Here is a 21,877-nt window from a genome sequence, read left to right as displayed (position 1 = left end):
GCAACCCTCCCGATCATTCACTGATATAAACACTGAATTGTTCAGCTTCGAGGCAATCCATTCCTTTTTGCCGATCTGCCTCTTTCCTGAAACTCAACCGCAACACGCCCATGATATCTTCGCGAGCTTCCATGATGCGGATATTCGTTATACTGATGTCTTTGTCCGCGAGTATTCCCGTGACTTCCGAAATCGCGCCCGGGTGGTCCGCAACATCAACGAATAAATCATAAAAAGCAGGGATCGCCCCTTTCTTTTTGGAAGGCAGTCCGTCACGATGTTGTTTTGCATCTGAAAAAAATCGTTGCAAATGAGCGTCGTCTCCTTCTTCGATGAGACTTTGGATGGTTTGCATATCCGATTGCCAACGCTCCATCATCGGAAGAAGCACATGCTTGTTATGAACTAAAATATCCCGCCACATGACCGGGTTTGCCGATGCAATGCGGGTAATATCTTTAAATCCGCCCGCGGCAAGATCTCCCAATACAGGGTGCTCCTGTTGCAAATCGGCTAATTGATGGACGAGGGAAGAAGCAACGATATGCGGCAGGTGGCTGACGCTACCCGCGAGCAGGTCATGAAGATTGGAACCCAGCTCAATAAAGTGTGCATTCGTGCCGCTTAGCCAACGCTTCAAACGTTCTACCTCTGATGCATCCGCGGTTTCCCCGGGCGTTAAACAATAAAATGCATTTTCGAATAAATCGCCCCTGGACCCTTGCACTCCGCTTTTATGAGATCCTGCCATTGGGTGGCCCCCAATAAAAGTCGCTCCCTTATTTCCGAACAGGCGCTCACTTTTTTCCATAACCGTTCCTTTGGTGCTTCCCACATCGGTAATGATTACTCCGGCTTTCATGGGAAGGCGGGCAATTTCATCCATTATTTCCATTGTTTTTGAGACCGGAGTGGCGATAATGATGATATCTGCCTCTTGAACGCTCTCTTCTATCATTGTATGCCCTTCGTCGATGATTTCCAATGCTTTGGCCATGCGCAAAGAGGCTTCATGCACATCAACCCCGGTGATATGTACCTGATGACGAGCGCGAATGGCGAGGGCAACCGACCCGCCGATCAGGCCCAATCCGATAACCACAGCCTTTGGGTACTCCTGCGGACGCGAAGGTGTGTCATTTTCCATACCGTTCACCTATTCCTTTCATTTGCCGATCCGACTGCACGATGTTGTTATTGCTCTAGCGTGGTCAACCATTCCGAGAAGTTTCCCATAAACTGTTCATTTTCTTTTTCTGTTCCTATGGAGACGCGAATGCAATTCGGAAAACCGAGCGCTTCCCCGGAACGCACGATGATCCCCCGATGCAGGAGGGCGTCAAAAACACGATCTCCGTTCACTCCGACGTCCACGAGAAGAAAGTTCGTTTCACTTGGATAGGGAAAACATCCTTTTTCTTGAAAAAATGTGTTCAGTTTATGTTTTTCACGTTTATTTTTTTCCCGGCAGTCTTGGACAAACGTCTGATCATCAAGAGCGGCGACCGCTGCTTTCTGAGCCAAGGTCGTTGTATTAAAAGGCGGCCTTAACGGTTCTATTTTTGAAATTAAAGGTTCGGCACCGACGGCATAGCCGATTCGTAATCCGGCTAGCCCGTACATTTTCGAAAACGTTCGTAAAATCAACACGTTCTCATACGTATTCAGCATCTCGAGTGAATTCGGGTAATCGCTTGCTTCCACATACTCGCCATATGCTTCATCAAGGACGACGAGCACATCGCTTGGCACTCGTTCCATAAAGGCGGAAAAATCGGCAGCGTTCACATATGTTCCAGAAGGGTTATTCGGATTGCATATCCAAACAATCCGGGTCTCTTTATCGATGCTGTCCATCATTGCGTCCAAATCATGAACCCCATCGTTCAATGGGACTTCCATAATTTTCGCCCCTTCAACCGCGGCATTTTGTTTATACTGGGAAAATGTAGGCGTTGCCATAACGGTGTTCGTTTGTTCCGATAACATTGCCCGGCAGAGCAGTAAGATTACTTCATCAGAACCGGCGCCAAATAACAATTGCCCCTCGTTTACTTGCAGGTAATCAGCAACGGCTTGCCGTAACTCTCGCGCGTGTCCATCCGGATACACATTTGGCGTTCCCGCCTGCTGTAGCTGTTTTTGCACAGCTCGAGAAGGGCCGTGGGGATTTTCATTGGAGGCTAGCTTTATCACCGAATTAAGGCCCAGCTCCTCTTTCACGACTTCGATCGGTTTCCCCGGTTCGTACGGTTTTAACTCGTCGATGACAGGTTTCATTTTTAGTTTCATAGCTTCACTCCCCTTTTCTTTCTCTTGCACTTAAAGAAAATGTTACCTGTGTATAGAACTAAGTAGAAGAAAACGATGGCTTCCTCCCTAAGAACTTCGCGAAAAGCCAACGTTATCTACTAATCTTACGACGAAACGAGCGCTTCTACAAATGTTTGGATATTTTTCAATGCTCGAGGGCGTAATTCCGCTTGTCGCAAGTCATCTTTATGTTGGCCGATTTCCCGTACAATCGCGCTCCCGACGATCACTCCGTACCCTTGTTCGTGAATTGCCCTCACTTGTTCATTACTGGAAACGCCGAAGCCAATCGCGAGCGGCACATTGCTGTATCGTTTTGCCTCCTGTAAAAATGTATCCAATCGTGCATCAAATGTTTTCCTGGCGCCGGTGACCCCCAAACTCGATACGCAGTATAAAAAACCTTCTGCCTGCATCGCTATTTTTTGGATCCTTTCTTTTGAGGTCGGGGCAACAAGGGAGACCAGCTCCAATTCATGTTGATGGCAACTGGTACGAATGTCGTCGTTTTCTTCATATGGGAGATCCGGAATAAGCCAGCCGTCTGCTCCTGCGGCCGCCGCGGCCTCCACACCGGCATGAGCCCCATACTTCAATAAGGGATTGACATAACAAAAAAGAACAATCGGGATCGTTACCCCCCGATCGCGAATGGCACGTACGAGTGAAAATGTTTTCGATAGATCCATCTTTTCTCCAAAAGCTCGCATGCCGGCTTCTTGAATCACCGGACCGTCCGCGAGCGGATCCGCGTATGGAACCCCTAATTCCAAAATATGAGCTCCGCATTCCTGCAAGGTGAACGCGATTTCCACGGAAGCGTCAAAAGAGGGGTCGCCGGCCATCATATAAGGAATAAACAATTGTTTGTTTGCTGCCCGTGCAGCCTGTTCAACGCTATTCATCGCTCGCTGTCTTCCTTTCTTTTTAGCACATTGCTTATCGTCTCCACGTCTTTATCTCCCCGGCCGGACAAGCAAACGAGCATTTTATCCGTCGATGGCATGTGCTTTGCCTTTTTCATCGCAAGGGCAAGCGCGTGCGCACTTTCAAGGGCAGGCAATATTCCTTCCGTTTTTGTAAGCAACACGAGGGCATCCATCGCTTCCTCGTCACTAATCGGTTCATAGTTGACACGCCCCGACGTGGATAAATAGGCATGTTCAGGTCCGATTCCCGGATAATCAAGACCGGCCGAGATCGAGTAAGGCTCACTGATTTGACCGGCTTCGTCTTGTAGCAAATACGTGAGCGCGCCGTGAATCACCCCTGGGGCCCCTTTGCTGAGGCTCGCGGCATGCTCGTTTGTGTCAATGCCGAACCCTGCGGCTTCCGCCCCGTATAGTTGCACCTGTTCCTCGGCAAGAAATGCGCTGAATATTCCCATTGCATTACTTCCCCCGCCGACACAGGCAACGACGGCTGCAGGCGTCTCTTCCATTTGCGCTTTCGCCTCATCTCCGATGATCCGTTGAAACTCACGGACAATTTTCGGGTAGGGGTGAGGGCCGACGACAGATCCGATTAAATACATCGTATCATCAACGTTAGCAACCCAGTAACGAATAGCTTCATTAGTTGCATCCTTTAATGTCTGACTTCCGCTTGTTGCCGGCACTACTTCGGCACCTAATAATTCCATGCGAAATACGTTGAGCCGTTGTCGTTCCATATCTTTTGCGCCCATAAAAATCTTGCATTCCAATCCATATTTAGCAGCAGCGGTCGCGGTCGCGACCCCGTGCTGCCCGGCGCCCGTTTCCGCGACGATTTTTTTCTTTCCCATCCGCACAGCCAGCAACGCCTGCCCAATGGCATTATTGATTTTATGGGCTCCGGTATGCAACAAGTCTTCTCTTTTTAAATAGATTTCCGCACCGCCTACATGCTTCGAGAGACGACTCACATGTGTGATTGGCGTGCTTCTCCCCGCATACGTTTGCAGAACATCTCGATAGTTTTCCATGAACGCAGTATCCGCCAATGCTTCTTGAAAGCCGGTTTCCAATTCCTCGAGCGCAGCCATAACCGTCTCGGGCACATATTTTCCGCCAAATTCCCCGTACCGGCCGCGCGCGTCAGGATACGACATAGCCATTTTCTCTCACCTGCTTTACGAGTATTTCCATTTTACCTCGATCTTTTTGGCGTTCATTTTCGATGCCGCTGGATACATCAATGCCGTCGGGGTGAAAGGATAACAGATCTGCCACATTTTCGGGCGAGATACCACCAGCGATCCAGAGGGCCCGGTTTAACTGTCTTGCAAAATGTATATATACGGGAACGGCTTCCCAGTCAAATCGTTTGCCAGTCCCCCCTTTTTGATCCTCCGTTCCGGCGTCCACGATCAACCCATCTACAACAGGGGCGAAGGCACAAAACAAATCCAGCGTCTTTTTTTGATGACGAAGGGCCTTAATCACTTGTTTTCCAGTGCTTTGTTTGACTTCTTTTAAAAACTGCGGGGATTCATCTCCATGAAATTGCAATATATCAATGGGAGCCCTTTCCACTATCGTTTGTACTTCCGTATGATCTGGATCCACGAAAACAGCGACTGTTTTTTGTTCCTGCAAAGAAGTCGAGGCAAGCCACTCGGTAACATTTTCCACCGCCACTTGGCGCTTGCTGTCTGCAAACACGAAACCGAGGGCAGTCGCCCCTGCAGCTGCCGCGTTTTCTACGTCTTGTTTTGATTGCAGGCCGCAAAATTTTATATCAGTCATCCGAGATGCGCCCCTTTCTTTAAATCCGGAATGGTTGTTTTCGGATCGCCATCAGATACAAGCCTTTCTCCAATTAACATCGCTTTCGCGCCTGCTTTCGTTACGGCAGCGGCATCCTCCGGGCTGTGAATGCCGCTCTCACTTACGATAAAACTATCCACCGGGACAGAGGCGGATAGCGCACGCGTCTGCGTTGTGTCCGTTGTAAATGTCTGCAGGTTGCGATTGTTAATCCCGATAAGGGAAGGGGTATACACGTCAAGCAGACGATTAAGTTCCTCTTCCGTATGCACTTCCACGAGCGTTTCTAAACCAACAGCAGAGGCCATCTCGGCCATGTCTTTTAAATGGCCGGGTTCAAGGATGGAGGCGATCAACAAAATCGCGTCGGCACCGATACGAGCGCTTTCTTCAATTTGCCGTTCATCAACGATAAAGTCTTTGCGCAACACCGGCACGTTAACCGCCTGTTTTACAGCGATGAGATCCATGATGGAGCCTTGAAAATAAGGACCGTCCGTGAGCACGGAAATGGCATCGGCTCCACCCGCTTCATACGCTTTTGCTCTTTCAACGACATCAAGGTTTTCGGCCAACATTCCTTTTGAAGGGGACGCGCGTTTAATTTCCGCAATCAAACCGATCCCATCACGATTGGAAGCAAAAGCGAGGGATTGTTTAATCGAGTGATGCTTTACTTCTTCTCGCCGAGGAAGCTGGAAAAAGTTCAAGTCTTCTTTTTTTCGGGCTACAATTTCATTAAGCATGAATTTTTCCTGCCTTTCTTTGCAATTGCTGCAAATGAGCAAGCAGCTCACCGTTCGTCAACGCATGGCGAGCGCGTTTATAAGCGTCTTCCCAACTTTTTTCCGCCTCACTCACATAAAGCCCGGCAGCCATATTGAGCAAAAATACTTGTGTGGCGCTCTCCGATGCCCGGTTGCTAAAAATATTCCGGATAAGCGTCGCGCTTTCGTCAACGGAAGCCACTTGAATATCGGAAAGGTCACCTCTTTTTGCGCCGAACATCTCCGGTTCGATCGTATACGAATGGATACGTTCGCCGTCCAGTTCAGTCACATACGTTTTCCCGCTGATCGTAATCTCATCGATGCCATCCTCGCCGGTAACAAACAACGCCCGTTCCGTCCCTAAGCGTTTTAGTACCTCGGCCATCATTTTACCATAATCCTTGTCGAACACGCCTACGACTTGGACGTCGGCATTAGCCGGATTCGTCAAAGGTCCGAGAATATTAAAAATCGTACGGAATCCCAGTGACTTACGCACGTTTGCGACATGTTTCATCGCTTGATGATACAAAGGGGCATACAAAAAAGAGAGGCCTTTTTCGTTTATCGCTGTTTTCAGATCGGAGGGATCGGAATCGATGGGGACATTTAATTTTTCCAACACATCGGCACTGCCGCTTTTCGAGGAAACAAAACGATTGCCATGTTTGGCAACAGCTACGCCACATGCGCTTACTCCAATGGCGGTCGCCGTCGAAATGTTAAAAGTGGAGCGCTGGTCTCCCCCCGTCCCACACGTGTCCAGCAAACGTGTATGGGACGGCCGGGAGACGGGTACGGCATTTTTACGCATCGCTCGCGCAAACCCCGTTAACTCCTCGACGGTTTCATGTCGATAACGAAGGAGGGTCAAAAAACTCCCGATTTGGCTTTCTTCTGTCTCTCCACTCATCATTTCGCTCATTACGGCCTCGGCTGTTTCTTCCGAAAGGGTTTCTCCCTCAAGAAGGGAGCGTAAGACATGCTTGATCATCATTTGCTCATCTCCTCTGTACTCATCTCTTCTGCAATTTCAATGGCACTTAACAGTGCCGCTGCTTTATTCATCGTTTCTTCATACTCTTCTTCCGGCACCGAATCGGCAACGACTCCGGCTCCGGCTTGTATGCGAACGCGATTGTTCTTCACGGTCATCGTTCGAATGGCGATGCAAGAATCGATATAACCGTTATAAGCGATGTAGGCAATACCGCCGGCATAAATCCCACGGTTTGTCGGTTCTAACTCCTGGAGAATTTCCATTGCCCGCACCTTCGGTGCCCCCGAAACGGTTCCGGCCGGAAAACCGGCGAGCAGAGCCGTCAATGGATGAACGCCTGATTTTAACTCGCCTTTGACTTTGGAGATCATATGCATCACATGCGAAAATCTCCCTACGTCCATAAACACCGGTGTGCGCACCGTTCCATATCGCGCTATGCGCCCGACATCATTTCTTGCCAAGTCCACCAACATTTGATGTTCTGCCCGTTCTTTCGGCGATGCCAACATTTCTTCGGCAAGCGAGTCATCCTCTTTGTTCGTTCGGCCTCGTTTTCTTGTGCCGGCAATCGGATGGATTTCCACTTCATCATCTTTTACTTCTACAAGACGCTCCGGTGAACTGCCTACAATTTCTTTTTCACCCAGTTTCAGAAAAAACATATACGGGGAAGGATTTAAATGACGCAATACCCGATAGATCATGAACGCCGATGTACCAATATCACATTCAAACCGTTGGGAAAGAACTGTCTGAAAAACATCCCCTTGGGCGATATACGTTTGTATTTTTTCCACTGCTGATACAAATGCTTCACGCGTATAGTTTGCCTCCACCCTTTCAAAGGAAGGGGCTTTTTTTTCCGGAAATGAACCGGAAATACTAGAGTGATCATTTCTTTCCATACGCTTCACGAGCGAATCAATATAACCCTTCCCTTCCCGGTAAACATCCTCCGGCAATCGTCCTGCACAATCTTTATAATGAACGATCGTGATCATCTCCTGATTGTGATCAAAAGCGATCATCGTTTCACAAAACAAAAAGTGCACGGGTTCCATTGTCTCTTCTTTAGGTTTATTAATTGTTTTTTCCTCGTGCATAACCGCATCATACGGAAGAGCGCCAACGGCTCCCCCCGGAAAAGGAACATCGCTATCGGCCGCCGGAGACGGGCTCAAAATGCGAAAGGATTGTTGAAAGGCGGTTTGCATATCACTGGCCGTAACAAGTACTGTCCCGTCCGCTGTTATAAGTTGAAACCCTTGTTTGTTTTCCTTTAATTGATAAGCAGCACGTAACCCAACAAAGGAATAGCGTGACCACTCCGACGTACGATCATTACTTTCAAGCAAACAGACGGCACTATTCTGTAATTGCCTGAACATTTGAATCGGTGTCGTCGTATCGGCAAACATTCGTTTAATGATAGGGACAAGCCGATATTCTTTGGATTCTTTTACAAAGGAATGAAAGGATGTGACCATTCATGCATTCACCTCTCCCGAAAAGAGAAGCGTGGGAAGGCATCAAAAAATGACTATCGGAGGTTTATAGAAGAGTTTTGTTTATACATAAATACTCATCCCTGCTAGCGGGATGAGTGGTTAAAGGACATACCTCAACTGTTCTCTACTCTCCTCAACTCTCGCTCTTCTCCACTCATCTCATCTATTTTCAATTTGGAATTCTCTGCTATACTTCCTTGCGACTTTCCTCTTTTTTAGCATAATCCCCACCGGCTTGTTTTGTCAAATCCGGTCTTAGTTTTATGGCATCCTCCTGAAAAACATGCCGGATATCCCGCGAGGAAACCTCCGTATTAACGGTGGCCATGACGCGAATGCAACGCGGCAAACTGTTCGGCACCGGGATTTCAGTCGCGCACATCACCGGCACATACGACCAGTCTCCCGGGAGCATGCGGGCAGCTTTCGCGGGAAAGGCTGCATCAATGTCGGTGGTTACAGTAAACCAAATGTGCACCACTTGATCCGGCTGGACATTGTTTGCCTCCACCATTTCCGCAAGTAACCGTTTCGTCCGCGTCCATATATGTTCTGCCTCATTATAATCAACCGTTGTCGCTCCCCGAATGCCTCTCATGTAAGCTCCATCTCCTTCTGGAAAGCATCCATATATGTTAAAAGTTGTGCGTCGTCGAGTGTAACGATGAGGGGTCGTTGGGCATCTGCGAGCACGACGTAGCGAATGTTGCCGCCGCGATTTTTCTTGTCCCGCTTCATGGCTTGCAAGATTTGAGTCGGCTCCATTTGCTTCAGAGGCGCGAATGAATATCCGAAAGCACGCAACCATTGGACTTCCCCGGCAGCATCGGGGCCGGCGTAACCGAGCCGGCGGCCGACATACAAAGCAAACACCATTCCGTTCACAACCGCTTCTCCATGGGTCAATACCCCGTAACCTGTTGTTTGTTCCAAAGCGTGAGCAAGGGTGTGTCCGAAATTCAAATGTGCACGCGGGCCTTGCTCCCGTTCATCTTGGTGAACAATGTCTTTTTTTACAGCTATCGAGGAAACCAGAAGTTCATCGCTGATTGTGAAAGAGGAGGATGTTTTCAATTGCTTTAGTTGCTCAAGCAAATGTTGATCTCCGATGTACCCATGTTTGAGCATTTCTCCAAACCCACATCGCCATTCTTTCTCGGGCAGGGTATCAAGCATTTCTATATCATAGATCACTGCTTCGGGTTGATGAAAAGCACCGATCATGTTCTTACCCTCGGGATGATTAATGCCTGTTTTCCCGCCAATGCTGCTGTCATGGGCGAGCAATGTCGTCGGCATTTGCACAAGGGAAATGCCGCGCATATAAGTGGCAGCCACAAATCCTGCCAAATCTCCAATCACACCACCACCGAGCGCAATGATCGCGCTTTCGCGATCCAGCCCCATTTCCAGACAGGCACTTACTACTTCCTCATATCCTGAGAATGATTTTATCTCTTCCCCCGCAGGTAGCACGTACGTGTGCACGGGCAACTTTTCCGCATATGCAGCGCGGACCTCTTCCAAATAATAGGAAGCCACCGTTTCATCCGCAAGGATAAAAAGGCGGTTTTTTTTCCGGGGAAAGTGGCTCGGCAGATACCTATATGGAGATATTCTAAGCTGCTTCCCGACCGTAATGGCGTACGTGCCCGAGGAAGAAGCCACTTCCATCGTTTGCATTAAAATTCCCTCGCTTCGGCCCGATGGCGGTCAATCGCTTCTTGAATCCGATCAAAACGGTCATGACCGAACATGTCCACGATGGCATCTGCCAGCTCGAACGCGATGACATTCTCACAAACGACCGCTGCCGCGGGAACAGCGCAACTGTCTGAACGCTCAATGGAAGCGGAAAACGGTTCTTTTGAAGCAATATCCACACTTTGCAACGGTTTATAAAGCGTAGGAATCGGCTTCATTACACCATTGATTTTAATCGGCATACCATTTGTCATCCCGCCTTCAAACCCACCGAGACGATTGCTTTTGCGGTGATACCCTTTTTCTTCATCCCAGGCAATTTCATCATGTACTTGACTCCCGGGAAGGTTCGCTGCTTCAAAACCGATACCGACCTCAGCGCCTTTAAAGGCATTGATGGTCATTACAGCCCCTCCCAGTTTTCCGTCCAACTTGCGGTCATAGTGCACATGGCTCCCGACGCCGATCGGCACTCCTTCCACCACGACTTGAACAACGCCTCCGATGGAATCGCCGTTCTTTTTGGCTTCATCAATCGCTTTTTTCATTTTTTCGCTTGCCGCATCATCGACACAGCGGACATCGGAGGCTTCCGCACGCTCAATTAAATCATGAACATCTCTATAATTTGCATCAGCTTTGATCCCGCCGATGTTGAGGACATGAACGCCGACGGTAATCCCCAACTCTTTCAACAGTTTTTTCGCCACGCTTCCTGCCGCCACACGCATCGTCGTTTCGCGGGCAGAAGAACGCTCAAGGACATTGCGCATGTCCCGGTGGTTATACTTGATTGCCCCGTTCAAATCCGCGTGCCCCGGGCGGGGGCGCGAAAGGGTCTTGTTTTTGACCATTTTTTCATCTTCGGGATGCAAGGCATCAATCCCCATCACCTTTGACCAGTGCACAAAATCATCGTTTGTCACTGAAAGAGCAATGGGGGCACCCGTCGTTTTCCCGTGGCGTACGCCGCTCGTAATTTCTACGAGGTCTTTTTCGATTTTCATGCGCCTGCCACGGCCATATCCGCCCTGGCGTCTTTTTAATTCTTCGTTGATGTCGCTCTGAACAAGCGGAAGATGCGCGGGCACCCCTTCTATAATCGTTGTTAGTCCCGGACCATGAGATTCGCCGGCCGTTAGATAGCGCATGCTCTCCCTCCTGGCTGTATGTACATATGAATATTCTTTAACGCTTTTATGCAGTAAATTGTATCATAAACTGCGTCATCCGGAAAGGGTTATAGATCCTTTCGTTTCCGATAAAAAAAGTTCCCCACATGCTCTAACCCATAGGTTTCGGGTGAAAAAATTTGCTCCGTGTTTCCAACGAAGAGAAAGCCACCAATCCTGAGCGCATCGTTAAAACCGCTAATGATTTGATCCTTGGCCGGACCGGTGAAATAGATGAGGATATTCCGACAGATGATCAAGTCATTGCCACGGGGGTAAGGGTCCGCCAGCAGGTTGTGCTTTTGGAATCGAACCGTTTCTTTAAATCTTGATTGGATACGATAACCGTTGGCTTCTTGCTCGAACGCACGTTGCTTCTCCTTTTTTGGCACTTCCCGTACCGATGGTTCTTGATAAAAACCGGCTTCCGCCTTCTTCAACGCCTCCATGTCTATATCTGTCGCCACGATGGAAACATCCGAAAGATCCCGATGTTTGCTCGCGATGATCGCCGCCGTATAAGCTTCTTCTCCCGAGGAACAGGCGGCCGACCAAAAGCGCAACTTTTGTTGCTTCTTCTTCAACTCTGCCAATATCACTTCTTCAAAGAAATCCCAACGGCTTTTGTTTCGGTAAAATTCTGACACGTTTATCGTCATTTTATCCAGAAAAGCTTGCAAAAGGACAGGATCATTTAGCATTCCTTCATGAAAGAAAGCCCGAAAAGAATGAAAGTGATGCCGTTTATACAGCGATTCAAGCCTACGCTTCATTTGCCGTTCTTTGTACAACGATAAATCAATCCCTGTCCGTTCCAAAACCGCAGATTTGAAATAACTATAATCTTTCTTCATTTCCCTCTCCTTACATAACAAAGCGACCGGCCATAGCGGCCGGCGATAACAAATCAGAAAAATAAACCTATCTCTCTTTCAGCACTTTCCGTTGAATCTGACCCATGAATAATATTTTGGCCGACGTTCACGGCGTAATCTCCCCGGATGGAACCCGGCGCCGCCTCTTTCGGGTTTGTGGCCCCCATCATCGTGCGGGCATTCTCCACGACGTTTTCCCCTTCCCAAATCATTGCAAAAACAGGGCCAGAGGTAATAAAGTCTACGAGCTCCCCGAAAAATGGTTTATCGCTATGTTCACCGTAATGGTTTTCTGCCGTTTCACGGCTTATCGTCATCATTTTTGCATCTGTTAATTGGTAGCCGCGTTTTTCGAAACGGGTGACGATTTCCCCGATCAATTGTCGTTTCACGCCGTCCGGCTTCACCATGATAAATGTTTTTTCCATGAATGTTTCCACTCCTCTTTCGTCAATCATTTGTTGGATATAATCCTTGTCCGCTCCTAGTATACCATCTCTTTTCCCTGAATTGAAACGACTTGTTAATGTTCACGGGTTCCTATATAGGCAGCAATATCATAAAGGGAACGGCGAGCCGGAATGTCCGGCAATGCTTCCAGGGACTGATACGCTTTTTGCAGATAGCGTGCGTTTATTTCCCTGGCATAGTCAATGCCGCCGCTGGCCTTAATCTTTTCAAGCAATTCGTCCATTTTTCCCTTCGATGGTGCGCCGTCGGCAAATGCTTGGCGCAGTTCCTTTTTAAAGGAAGGGCTTTGCTCCATGGCAAAAAGGACCGGAAGCGTAATATTTCCTTGTAACAAATCCCCGCCGGCCGGTTTTCCGAGTTTTTCCTCTGAACTCGTAAAATCCAAAATATCGTCGGTGATCTGATAAGCCATGCCCACTTGATGTCCGAAAAAAGCGAGCGAGCGTTGCTCCGAACGGGGGACACCGGCAGCTTGGGCACCTAGATTGCAGCTTCCCGCGATCAATACAGCTGTTTTGCGTTTGATTCTACGGAAATACGTTCTCACATTCTGGTCCCACGCATACTTAAAACGAATTTGTTCGATTTCACCGAGCACCATTTCATGCATCGACCGGGACATGGTTTCATGAATGCCTTGCTCTTCAAACAGCGCAACGCGGGAGATAGCTTTCCCGAACAAATAGTCACCGGCATGCATGGCTACCCGGTTGTCCCATTTTGCCTTAACTGTATCCTTGCCGCGCCGAAGATTAGAATCATCAATGACATCATCGTGGACGAGCGAAGCCATGTGAATGAATTCCAAAGCGACACCGATATGTTTAAGTTTCTGAATGTCATAATTCCCGAATTTGGCACCAAGCAACATAAATACGGGCCGTATTCGTTTTCCACCCGCTTCGAGTAATTGTAACGTCGCTTCTTCGAGGACAGGAGACACTTCTGAAACTGCACCGCCCATCTCCGTTTCAATTCGGTGGATATCCCCTCGTAAATACATGTAAAGGTCCGTTAATTTCATGTAGGTTTCCCTTTCAATTAATGGAATGAATGCCTATGTCGCTGTCCCAAACACTCAAATGATCGACATCTCTAGGCAAATATCCTTCTTCATAGGCAAGTCGGTAAAAATGAAGAAGGCCCCTTTGTTCCTTACGTCCAAATCGATACTGCAAGTTCTGAAAGTATCCTTGCCAAAAACCAACGTCTCCGCCATGGTCTTTCACGACAGATTGGGCCAATTGTTCATAGCCGTTGACACGAGCCTGTTCCTCGCTTTGTTTCCAATCATGATAAAGCGCTCGTAAAGCTCCCGGTTCCGCCTCAAGCGCTTGCTTCCGCATCGCGAACACGGCGAACGTCATCGGCATGCTTGTGAAATGATACCATTTTTCTCCCAAGTCATAAACATACATCTGCCCTTGTTCACGCCAACTCGCCTGGATCGCATCATCTCCGATCAACAAACAGGCATCATGTTCCGCCAGCATATCCTGGTAGACGGGCATCATCGTTGTATAAACAATGGATCGATGGCCATAGAAACGCTGCAATATGATTTTCAAAAGATGGATGGAAGTCGCTGAACTATGGGTAAGCGCGATTTTTTTTTCATCCAATTCTTCAATTGGAACCTTTGAAAAAAGGAAAATTGATCCGACGGATCCGTGGGACGTAACGGCCAAATCGGGCATAAGGACTAAATTCTCAGCGTTTTCCCCGTACGCGAATGACGATATCGCGCCGACATCGATTTCCCCCTGACTCATCGCAACATTTAATCTGGCAGGTATGCTCGGGATAAAATGGCTATGGGCGCTTAATTTTTCTCGATCCATGTAAAAAAAGAAAGGGTGTACGTTTGTATAAAGGATTTCTCCGACACGTATCATTCAATCATCTCCCCAGCGCGTAAAGAGCTGATGATCGACATCCAAGCGATCCAGTATTTTTCCGACAACGAAATCGACAAGATCATCAAGCGTCTTCGGCCTGTGATAAAAACCGGGCATGGCGGGTATGATGGCCCCGCCCGCTTCTGCAACAGCCTTCATATTGCCGAGATGGATGGCGTGCAACGGCGTTTCGCGAGGAACGATCACGAGTTTACGCCCTTCCTTCAGAGCAACGTCAGCGCTTCGTTCCAGCAAACTCCCGGAATTGCCGTTGGCAATTTTTGATAACGTTCCCATCGAGCACGGGACGATCACCATCCCGTCATTCCGATAGGAACCGCTGGCTACCGGCGCGGAAAAGTTTTGTAAACCATGAATGTGTAGCTCCCCTTCCGGAAACAATTCGTGCAAACATGCTTCTTTGTCCGTTACATCCAATTCCAGTTCCTGTTCAAACACTTGCCAAGCGGCGCCGGACATTAGGAAATGAACCTTCGCGCCCTTTTTTAATAACGTTTGCACGAGACGAACGCCGTAAATCGCTCCACTTGCACCGGTCATGCCGACCGTATAAATCGGCTGTCGTTGATTCATAGAATAAAATCTCCAATCGTAAATGCCAACATCACCATACTGACGATGCCGTTCATTGTAAAGAAAGCTACATTTACATTTGAAAGATCGTTCTCGGATACGAGGGAGTGCTCATAGATCATAATCGCCGCTGATATACAAGCCCCTATCAAATATACAATACCAAGCTCGGATAGGAAAAAGAGAGAAAAAAGCGCGACAACACTCACAATATGACTTCCTCGTGCTGTTTGCAAGGCACGCTTGACACCAAATCTTGCCGGAACCGAATAAATGCCAACCGCTCTGTCATGATCAACATCTTGCGTGGCATAAATAATGTCAAATCCGGCCGTCCAAAACGTGACGGCTAAAAATAGCAAAAAGGCCTCAGGGTGCAACCCGCCTGTTGCTCCGACCCAACCGCCCAAAGGAGCGATGGCAATCGTCATACCGAGAATAAAATGGCAAAGCCACGTAAACCGCTTCGTATAAGAATAAAACGTCAGAAAGAAAACCGCGATTGGCAGCAAATAAACGGCAAGCATATTCAATTGAAAAGCGGCCGTAAAAAACAACGCAAAAGAAACAATAATAAAAGCAATAATTTCCAGGTAAGAAATAAGGCCGGCAGGTATTGCTCGCTCTGCCGTACGCGGGTTGCGTTTGTCAATGGCTGCATCAATCAATCGATTTAAACTCATGGCCGCGCTTCTGGCTCCAAACATGGCTACTGTTACCCATATCCATTGCGAGAGGGTCGGCCAACTCCCGTTAATTTCAAAGCTCCCGAGAATCATCCCCAAATATGCGAAAGGAAGCGCGAAAATGGTATGTTCAAATTTTATCATCTCGAAAAGAATCTTGATTTTCCGTATCACATCGTTTCCCTCTCTTTGCTAGATGTAGGAGGTGGGAGCTGAGCGCTTGGAATCTGTAGACCCTTTTCCCCCTGGTTTATACCCCCAATGGCCGGCCGCTGCCCCGCAAGCATAGCTGCAATAATCTACGCTTTCAAAACCGGCACTTGCAAACCAATCGGTGAGTGTTTGTTTGTCCGGAAACTGCTTCGTAGATTCGTTCAACCACTCGTATTTATCCGTTCCGGTAAACCATTTTCCTAGTTTCGGCATGATACGTTGAAAATAAAAGCCGTATAGAGAGCGAAAAAACACATTTTCCGGTTGGGATGTTTCCAAGCACAGCGCTTGTCCGCCCGGCTTGAGCACACGCAACATCTCTCTTAACGTCACATGCGGGTCCGGAACGTTTCGCAGCCCAAACCCAATGGTAACCACATCAAACGAATCATCGCCAAAGGGGAGGTTGCCGGCGTTCCCATGGATTAATCGGGTATTTTCCAAACCGGCTTTCCGTACCTTTTCCCTTCCCACCTCAAGCATGCGTTCACTGAAGTCAATGCCTATCGCTTCTCCGCCTTGAAGCTGACGGGCACTGGCAATCGTCCAATCCGCAGTCCCCGCGCACACATCCAATACGTTTGACACGGGAGGAAAATAAATGCGCTTCATCATATCATTTCTCCACCGGGTGTGCATCTTTAAACTAATGACGCCATTCATGCGATCATATCGTTTTGAGATCGACTCGAAAACATCATGTACGTGGTTTTCTTTGCTTTTATTCATTTGCATACACCCTTTTGTACGGTGATCATCGATCATTCCTTCTTGAGGTACTTAAAATGGAGAAGGTTCTTGCATTCCTCTAATCTCACGTGAAAACCTCAGGTATGGAGGACCGTCGTTATTCGGTCCAAAAGAGGAGCCGGCAAGCTGTCTCTAAAGTTTTCCACCCCTTCACGCAGGAGGTTTCCCTGCTTCGTCATCACCGTATAGAGGTTTTGTTTCAGGAAATATCTTTCTTCGTGTGGTCGTTGTTCCGTCAACAGAGGAGAGGGAGGGATCGGCGTATCTTGACGTGGATGCCCTTCTTCCTCCAACGCCTGTAGCGTTTTTTTCATACTTTTTAGCGCCAAAAAATGGGGGGCGATGCGAAGGATCATCTCTTGACGGTAATAATCTGCCAAATTAACAATCAGTGTGGACTGCACATCCATGATTAATTGCTGGAGTTCCTCTGCAGTTCTCCAATTACGGGAGTGTAAATACGCCTTGGCATCGTTCATTTTTTGGATGGATTCACTGAACAAACGAATAAGAGGGACGTCCTCCATTTTTGCCAGCCGATAATAATACAAACTGCTGTATAAATCTCCGGCCAATACCGTTAATTGATTTTTCTTCACCTCTACGGTGTCGTTGTTATGTAATGGAATATGTTCGTGGGCAGTAAGTGCAGCTTCGACAAGCATCGCGGTGGTGACCCGTTCCAATTTAGCCTTTGCGTCAAAATTGTGGTTATCAATCGCGTGCAATAATAAAATCGTCTTATCTTCATCATGCTTTGGTTCGATTCCGTACGTAATCAAAAAAGGATGATGAGAAAGTTCATTAAATGCTTCCATCGCCCACTTAAGCTGTTTTTGTTCTGTACGCACACATTCCATCGTCGTTCCTCCCGTTCCGGATGACACACAGGCATTTGTGACCATTTTTAGATTAAGGTAACCATTGTTATTATAGCACAGCTTCCCCATTCTCACGAAAAAACCTGTGCTCAAGAGCCTTCTGTTTTCATTTCTCCATGGTTGGTTTGAATCGTGGCTTTCCCCCGAACTTTTACGGCAGAAGTATGTTCTGTAAATTGAGCAATCATTACTTCGCCGGCATCAAGTTTTTCGGAATGGTGAAAGCGGGTGGTATTACCCCGTGTAAGTCCGATCACGTTCACGCCGTCTTCCTCTGCCTTAATGACAAAAAAATCGTTTTCGCGCAACGTTCACACCTCCTTATTCCCCTTATTTTAATAGAGACAACACTTCCGAACGAGAGGAAGCATCTTTTTCAAAAACGCCTCGCACTGCAGAAGTAACGGTTGTACTCCCCGGTTTTTTGATGCCACGCATCGTCATGCACATGTGTTCAGCCTCAACGACAACGATGACACCATGAGGGTCAAGGGTTTCCACGAGGGCATTGGCAACGTCAGAAGTAATCCGTTCTTGCAACTGGGGCCTGCGCGCCACCGTTTCCACAGCACGGGCAAGCTTGCTCAGTCCCGTTACCGCCCCGTTCTTGGGAATGTATCCAATATGTGCCTTCCCAAAAAAAGGAAGAAGGTGATGCTCGCACATGGAATAAAAGGTGATATCTTTTACAAGTACGAGTTCCTCATGTTCTTCGCCGAAAATTGTGCGCAAATGGGTTTCCGGGTCTTCATTAAGTCCGCTGAATATTTCTTCATACATACGTGCAACACGAGCGGGCGTTTCCAACACACCTTCACGGTCCGGATCATCGCCGACTGCTTCGAGCAATTGCCGTACCGCTGCTTCTATTTTTTCATGGTCCATTTGGAACCTCCTACTTCATGCTAATCGCTAGAGATTTTAGCATAGCAAATGCTTAAAAGCAATCGATTTGAGCTTCCCCGCATTTGTTTTCATTGTAACACTTTCATTGGGAAGGAGGGATATTTTTTTGCTTGGAGGTTTTGGGGGAACTCGAAAAACGGGGAGAGGGAAGGGCAGAAATTTAAATGATCACCATAGATGAATCACTGGACACTTACAGCCTCCGCAGCCATAGATAAAGCTTTTTTCGCTCCGGACCGAACGCCTTCCTCGAACTTCAGGTAGGGATCTATTCTATGCAATTAATAAAAAAACGAACCCCCGATGAACGGAGGAACGTTATTAAAGAATAATCGCGATCAATCCACCCGAGCCTTCATTAATAATTCGTTCCAGGGTTTCTTTCAGTTTATAGCGTGCATTCTCGGGCATGAGCGATATTTTCGCCTGGATCCCCTCTCGTACAATGGAATTTAACGATCGACCAAAGATATCGGAATTCCAAATTGAAAGCGGGTTCTCTTCAAAATCTTGCATGAGGTAACGGACAAGTTCTTCGCTTTGTTTTTCCGTACCGATGATCGGTGCAAATTCTGACTCCACGTCCACTTTAATCATGTGAATCGACGGGGCGACCGCACGCAAGCGAACGCCAAAACGTGACCCTTGCCTGATGATTTCCGGTTCATCCAAGCTCATATCTTCAAGAGCCGGGGCCGCGATACCGTAACCGGTTTGTTTTACCATTTTCAGTGAATCGGAGACTAGGTCGTATTCGCTTTTTGCATGGGCGAAATCTTGCATTAATTGCAAGAGGTGATCTTTCCCACGTATTTCTACGCCGACGACTTCTTTTAAAATCCGGTCATAAAGATCATCCGGTGCATACAAATCGATATCGGCAACGCCCAGCCCCATTTCCATCCCCGCGAGGGAAGCAGAATCAATAAATTCATAATCCTCGCCAAAATGGCCAACGACACGGTCGACATCGCGAAGCCTTTTGATATCCTTCACCGTATCTTTTACCGAGTCTTCATATTCTCTGCGCAACCAATGATCTTCATTGAGCACCATGACCCAACTGGGAAGATTGACGTTAACTTCATGTACCGGAAATTCAAAAAGCACTTCTCTGAGCACGCGATAAATGTCGTGTTCGGACATCGTTTCGACACTTAAAGGAAGCACGGGAACATCATGCGTTTCTTCAAGATGATGTTGGAGCTCCCTTGTGTCCGGATGATGGGGCTGGGTTGAATTGACAATAACGATAAACGGTTTTCCCACTTCTCTTAATTCTTCGATGACACGCTCTTCTGCCTCCACATATTCTTCCCGCGGCAATTCGCCGATCGTTCCATCCGAGGTTACGACAACACCAAGGGTGGAATGCTCCTGGATCACTTTGCGTGTACCGATCTCCGCTGCTTCCTGAAACGGAATCGGTTCCTCGTACCAAGGGGTGTTGATCATGCGGGGGCCATGTTCATCCTCGTACCCTTTTGCCCCGGAAACAGCATAGCCGACACAATCCACAAACCTTACATTTACATCGAGCCCTTCATCCACTTGCAGTTCCACTGCATTATTCGGCACGAATTTAGGCTCTGTTGTCATAATTGTTTTCCCTGCAGCGCTTTGCGGCAATTCATCTTGTGTCCGAACTCGATCCGTTTCATCCTCCATGTGCGGAAGGACGGCAAGTTCCATAAACTTCTTGATAAATGTAGATTTCCCCGTTCGCACAGCACCGACAACGCCTAAGTAAATATCCCCTCCTGTGCGTTCCGCGATATCCTTAAAGATATCCACTTTTTCCACGAGATCCCCTCCGATCTAAAATATACACTTCCGTTCCAAAGAAATGTGTGATTGCTACTTCATCCTATGATGTTGTCCATATCATTATGACGTTCATCAGTAGAATTCATTGGCTCCATGCCAATCGCTATTGGATGAAGCCCTCATTTTTTTATCCCGATGGTAAGCGCCCGTTATTTCAAAGGTCAGAATTCGCGGAAATCGGCAAAGGCTTTTTTCAGGACTTTCCGATTTCCGGCTTCCGATGCCTGATTTCCGGAAAAGCGGGCGACGAACACCCCTGTGGTGACGCACAGGATGTGCTAATGCCGGCCTTGCCACAGGACGGACGATTTTAGCCGACTTCCTTATAAGAGAGGGAAGAACCCCCCCTCTGATGGAAGTTTCATTTTCGTCCGTGAAGGGAGGCCAGCTGCCAAAAGAAAAAACCCCTTTCTCTCTATATATAGATAGAAAAAAAGAGGTTTAGAACAATACCTTTAATCTCTTTTATCCGTAAATGCCGGCTCGCCGTTTTCAATCGTGTAAGGCCTTGACGATACAGGGGCCACAGGAAACTCATCCGTCAAAATCGAACGAATATCATCTTCATCCTCAATGTCCGGATCGCCTTCCTGAAGGATACGGTTCAAATCACTGCTGTAATCAATGATGACCTCCCCGTTTTCGCCGAGATACAAAGGAAGATTCGTCGCAAAATAGGGACTCTCCACCGTTGGCTGTCCTTCATAGCCTAAACGTTCATAATCCAATTCAAATACACCAGGGCCTATCATATCTTTGATCGGCGGAAATTCATTCGCCCGTTCATATTCACGAATGTCTCGCTCCAACTCCCGGGCTGCTTGTAAATTTACCGCATCAATGACGCGCACTTCCGGTTCTTCTTCCACATTAATCAATGTATAATGATAATTGCCGCCATTTTCATACGCGCTGGCAGGCGCTTCCTGCATATAGCCGGGAATAAGTGCTTGAAAATCAACTTGATAACGTTCATAAAGATTGGTATCCCCTTCAAAATCACCAATCGGGGGGACCCCATGTGCAGATTCATATTCCTCTACTGCAATTTGCACCGATTGAAGTTGTTCCGCATGTGGGTGGCCCCGGTGATCACCGGAACCCGTATCCTGGGGGTAAAAGCAACCGCTCACAAAGAATAAACAAACAGCAAAGATGGTCAAACGCTTTATTCGTCGCAACAAGCGGGGCACCTCCAATCCTCGTCCAATTATAGGTCAGCCCTTGAACCCGGCAAAACAACGATAAGCATGATAAGACCGGCTACCAATAAGCAAGTAAATGAAAAAGCAAGGACGAGAAACCGAAAAAAACCGGACAGTTTCTGACGGCCGAGCAATGCAGTGATGGAGGAAACAAACATAAGAAATAAACCGACAAATGAAAGCCACATTGCATCTAACGCATCCACAAAGTTACCCTCCTTTAAACCATGTCACATTATAGCATATCCATTCGCCTTTGCACTTGGGTATGAGTGACAAAAAAGAAACAGGATTGTCCACATGACTGAAACCGGAGACTAAGATCTCCGGCTAACTAAACCTTCCTTCCGA

The 21,877-nt window shown here is 47.7% G+C and carries 24 protein-coding genes; all 24 read right to left on the bottom strand.

From position 1 onward, the window contains the following. Positions 1–13: 13 nt before the first annotated feature. Positions 14–1,147 (bottom strand): prephenate dehydrogenase, encoded by a 1,134-nt coding sequence (locus DT065_RS01925; protein WP_114370388.1) that lies wholly within the window; start codon positions 1,145–1,147, stop codon positions 14–16. A gap of 47 nt (positions 1,148–1,194) precedes the next feature. Beyond that, positions 1,195–2,292, bottom strand: a complete 1,098-nt coding sequence (gene hisC / locus DT065_RS01920; RefSeq protein WP_114370385.1) for a histidinol-phosphate transaminase — start codon at positions 2,290–2,292, stop codon at positions 1,195–1,197. Positions 2,293–2,417: 125 nt separating this feature from the next. Further along, positions 2,418–3,218 carry a tryptophan synthase subunit alpha gene (gene trpA / locus DT065_RS01915; protein ID WP_114370383.1) on the bottom strand — a complete coding sequence of 267 codons (801 nt, stop codon included), beginning with the start codon at positions 3,216–3,218 and terminating at the stop codon, positions 2,418–2,420. Then, the gene (trpB, locus tag DT065_RS01910) at positions 3,215–4,411 is read right to left on the bottom strand and encodes a tryptophan synthase subunit beta (RefSeq protein WP_114370381.1); all 1,197 of its coding nucleotides are present in this window, start codon (positions 4,409–4,411) and stop codon (positions 3,215–3,217) included. The genes trpA and trpB overlap by 4 nt, the downstream gene beginning before the upstream one ends. Next, positions 4,392–5,042 (bottom strand): phosphoribosylanthranilate isomerase, encoded by a 651-nt coding sequence (locus DT065_RS01905; RefSeq protein ID WP_114370379.1) that lies wholly within the window; start codon positions 5,040–5,042, stop codon positions 4,392–4,394. The genes trpB and DT065_RS01905 overlap by 20 nt, the downstream gene beginning before the upstream one ends. After that, positions 5,039–5,809 carry an indole-3-glycerol phosphate synthase TrpC gene (trpC, locus tag DT065_RS01900; protein WP_114370377.1) on the bottom strand — a complete coding sequence of 257 codons (771 nt, stop codon included), beginning with the start codon at positions 5,807–5,809 and terminating at the stop codon, positions 5,039–5,041. The genes DT065_RS01905 and trpC overlap by 4 nt, the downstream gene beginning before the upstream one ends. Continuing rightward, complete coding sequence (gene trpD / locus DT065_RS01895) at positions 5,802–6,830, bottom strand: anthranilate phosphoribosyltransferase (RefSeq protein WP_114370375.1); 1,029 nt, start codon at positions 6,828–6,830, stop codon at positions 5,802–5,804. Before trpD ends, trpC begins: the two co-directional genes overlap by 8 nt. Then, complete coding sequence (gene trpE, locus DT065_RS01890) at positions 6,827–8,323, bottom strand: anthranilate synthase component I (RefSeq protein ID WP_114370374.1); 1,497 nt, start codon at positions 8,321–8,323, stop codon at positions 6,827–6,829. Before trpE ends, trpD begins: the two co-directional genes overlap by 4 nt. A 208-nt stretch (positions 8,324–8,531) precedes the next feature. Then, a complete protein-coding gene (gene aroH, locus DT065_RS01885) occupies positions 8,532–8,942 on the bottom strand; it encodes a chorismate mutase (protein WP_114370372.1) in 411 nt (136 codons plus the stop codon). Continuing rightward, positions 8,939–10,027 carry a 3-dehydroquinate synthase gene (gene aroB / locus DT065_RS01880; RefSeq protein WP_114370370.1) on the bottom strand — a complete coding sequence of 363 codons (1,089 nt, stop codon included), beginning with the start codon at positions 10,025–10,027 and terminating at the stop codon, positions 8,939–8,941. The genes aroH and aroB overlap by 4 nt, the downstream gene beginning before the upstream one ends. Continuing rightward, positions 10,027–11,199, bottom strand: a complete 1,173-nt coding sequence (gene aroC, locus DT065_RS01875; protein ID WP_114370368.1) for a chorismate synthase — start codon at positions 11,197–11,199, stop codon at positions 10,027–10,029. Before aroC ends, aroB begins: the two co-directional genes overlap by 1 nt. 89 nt (positions 11,200–11,288) lie before the next feature. Further along, positions 11,289–12,074, bottom strand: coding sequence for a CheR family methyltransferase (locus DT065_RS01870; RefSeq protein ID WP_114370366.1), 786 nt, complete (start codon positions 12,072–12,074; stop codon positions 11,289–11,291). A 53-nt stretch (positions 12,075–12,127) separates the two neighbouring features. Then, entirely contained in the window at positions 12,128–12,523 is a 396-nt protein-coding gene (gene ndk, locus DT065_RS01865) for a nucleoside-diphosphate kinase (protein ID WP_114375987.1), read from the bottom strand. 95 nt (positions 12,524–12,618) lie between these two features. Next, positions 12,619–13,590 carry a polyprenyl synthetase family protein gene (locus DT065_RS01860; protein ID WP_114370364.1) on the bottom strand — a complete coding sequence of 324 codons (972 nt, stop codon included), beginning with the start codon at positions 13,588–13,590 and terminating at the stop codon, positions 12,619–12,621. 13 nt (positions 13,591–13,603) lie between these two features. Then, on the bottom strand, positions 13,604–14,461 hold the full coding sequence (locus tag DT065_RS01855) for a menaquinone biosynthesis protein (protein WP_114370362.1): 858 nt from the start codon (positions 14,459–14,461) through the stop codon (positions 13,604–13,606). Further along, positions 14,462–15,058: a UbiX family flavin prenyltransferase gene (locus DT065_RS01850; RefSeq protein ID WP_114370359.1), complete on the bottom strand. Its 597-nt coding sequence runs from the start codon at positions 15,056–15,058 to the stop codon at positions 14,462–14,464. Next, positions 15,055–15,918 (bottom strand): UbiA-like polyprenyltransferase, encoded by an 864-nt coding sequence (locus DT065_RS01845; RefSeq protein ID WP_114370356.1) that lies wholly within the window; start codon positions 15,916–15,918, stop codon positions 15,055–15,057. The genes DT065_RS01850 and DT065_RS01845 overlap by 4 nt, the downstream gene beginning before the upstream one ends. Positions 15,919–15,936: 18 nt before the next feature. After that, positions 15,937–16,686, bottom strand: a complete 750-nt coding sequence (locus DT065_RS01840) for a demethylmenaquinone methyltransferase (protein ID WP_114370354.1) — start codon at positions 16,684–16,686, stop codon at positions 15,937–15,939. 98 nt (positions 16,687–16,784) lie between these two features. Continuing rightward, the gene (locus DT065_RS01835) at positions 16,785–17,567 is read right to left on the bottom strand and encodes a heptaprenyl diphosphate synthase component 1 (RefSeq protein ID WP_160112358.1); all 783 of its coding nucleotides are present in this window, start codon (positions 17,565–17,567) and stop codon (positions 16,785–16,787) included. A gap of 110 nt (positions 17,568–17,677) precedes the next feature. After that, positions 17,678–17,896 (bottom strand): trp RNA-binding attenuation protein MtrB, encoded by a 219-nt coding sequence (mtrB, locus tag DT065_RS01830; protein ID WP_114370351.1) that lies wholly within the window; start codon positions 17,894–17,896, stop codon positions 17,678–17,680. A 22-nt stretch (positions 17,897–17,918) separates the two neighbouring features. Next, positions 17,919–18,473: a GTP cyclohydrolase I FolE gene (gene folE / locus DT065_RS01825; RefSeq protein WP_114370349.1), complete on the bottom strand. Its 555-nt coding sequence runs from the start codon at positions 18,471–18,473 to the stop codon at positions 17,919–17,921. A gap of 342 nt (positions 18,474–18,815) precedes the next feature. After that, complete coding sequence (gene spoIVA / locus DT065_RS01820; protein WP_114370347.1) at positions 18,816–20,297, bottom strand: stage IV sporulation protein A; 1,482 nt, start codon at positions 20,295–20,297, stop codon at positions 18,816–18,818. A gap of 479 nt (positions 20,298–20,776) precedes the next feature. Beyond that, the gene (locus DT065_RS01810; protein WP_114370343.1) at positions 20,777–21,505 is read right to left on the bottom strand and encodes a YphF family lipoprotein; all 729 of its coding nucleotides are present in this window, start codon (positions 21,503–21,505) and stop codon (positions 20,777–20,779) included. A 26-nt stretch (positions 21,506–21,531) separates the two neighbouring features. Further along, positions 21,532–21,732, bottom strand: a complete 201-nt coding sequence (locus tag DT065_RS01805; protein WP_227002698.1) for a DUF2768 domain-containing protein — start codon at positions 21,730–21,732, stop codon at positions 21,532–21,534. Positions 21,733–21,877: the final 145 nt, after the last annotated feature.

Source organism: Salicibibacter kimchii (assembly GCF_003336365.1).
GTDB lineage: Bacteria > Bacillota > Bacilli > Bacillales > Marinococcaceae > Salicibibacter > Salicibibacter kimchii.
Note: the sequence above shows the minus strand (reverse complement) of the source record. Positions and strands in the feature narration are given on the sequence as shown.

Bases quoted from the DNA above. Each gene is read 5' to 3' on its own strand.
- aroB (WP_114370370.1), bottom strand. From the start codon at position 10,027: ATGCAAACGATGGAAGTGGCTTCTTCCTCGGGCACGTACGCCATTACG.
- DT065_RS01855 (WP_114370362.1), bottom strand. From the start codon at position 14,461: ATGATACGTGTCGGAGAAATCCTTTATACAAACGTACACCCTTTCTTT.
- trpC (WP_114370377.1), bottom strand. From the start codon at position 5,809: ATGCTTAATGAAATTGTAGCCCGAAAAAAAGAAGACTTGAACTTTTTC.
- DT065_RS01860 (WP_114370364.1), bottom strand. From the start codon at position 13,590: ATGAAATTAACGGACCTTTACATGTATTTACGAGGGGATATCCACCGA.
- DT065_RS01840 (WP_114370354.1), bottom strand. From the start codon at position 16,686: ATGAATAAAAGCAAAGAAAACCACGTACATGATGTTTTCGAGTCGATC.
- trpA (WP_114370383.1), bottom strand. From the start codon at position 3,218: ATGAATAGCGTTGAACAGGCTGCACGGGCAGCAAACAAACAATTGTTT.
- DT065_RS01905 (WP_114370379.1), bottom strand. From the start codon at position 5,042: ATGACTGATATAAAATTTTGCGGCCTGCAATCAAAACAAGACGTAGAA.
- aroH (WP_114370372.1), bottom strand. From the start codon at position 8,942: ATGAGAGGCATTCGGGGAGCGACAACGGTTGATTATAATGAGGCAGAA.
- DT065_RS01925 (WP_114370388.1), bottom strand. From the start codon at position 1,147: ATGGAAAATGACACACCTTCGCGTCCGCAGGAGTACCCAAAGGCTGTG.
- DT065_RS01835 (WP_160112358.1), bottom strand. From the start codon at position 17,567: ATGGAATGTGTGCGTACAGAACAAAAACAGCTTAAGTGGGCGATGGAA.
- aroC (WP_114370368.1), bottom strand. From the start codon at position 11,199: ATGCGCTATCTAACGGCCGGCGAATCTCATGGTCCGGGACTAACAACG.
- ndk (WP_114375987.1), bottom strand. From the start codon at position 12,523: ATGGAAAAAACATTTATCATGGTGAAGCCGGACGGCGTGAAACGACAA.
- trpB (WP_114370381.1), bottom strand. From the start codon at position 4,411: ATGGCTATGTCGTATCCTGACGCGCGCGGCCGGTACGGGGAATTTGGC.
- DT065_RS01870 (WP_114370366.1), bottom strand. From the start codon at position 12,074: ATGAAGAAAGATTATAGTTATTTCAAATCTGCGGTTTTGGAACGGACA.
- trpE (WP_114370374.1), bottom strand. From the start codon at position 8,323: ATGGTCACATCCTTTCATTCCTTTGTAAAAGAATCCAAAGAATATCGG.
- folE (WP_114370349.1), bottom strand. From the start codon at position 18,473: ATGGACCATGAAAAAATAGAAGCAGCGGTACGGCAATTGCTCGAAGCA.
- DT065_RS01850 (WP_114370359.1), bottom strand. From the start codon at position 15,058: ATGAATCAACGACAGCCGATTTATACGGTCGGCATGACCGGTGCAAGT.
- trpD (WP_114370375.1), bottom strand. From the start codon at position 6,830: ATGATGATCAAGCATGTCTTACGCTCCCTTCTTGAGGGAGAAACCCTT.
- hisC (WP_114370385.1), bottom strand. From the start codon at position 2,292: ATGAAACTAAAAATGAAACCTGTCATCGACGAGTTAAAACCGTACGAA.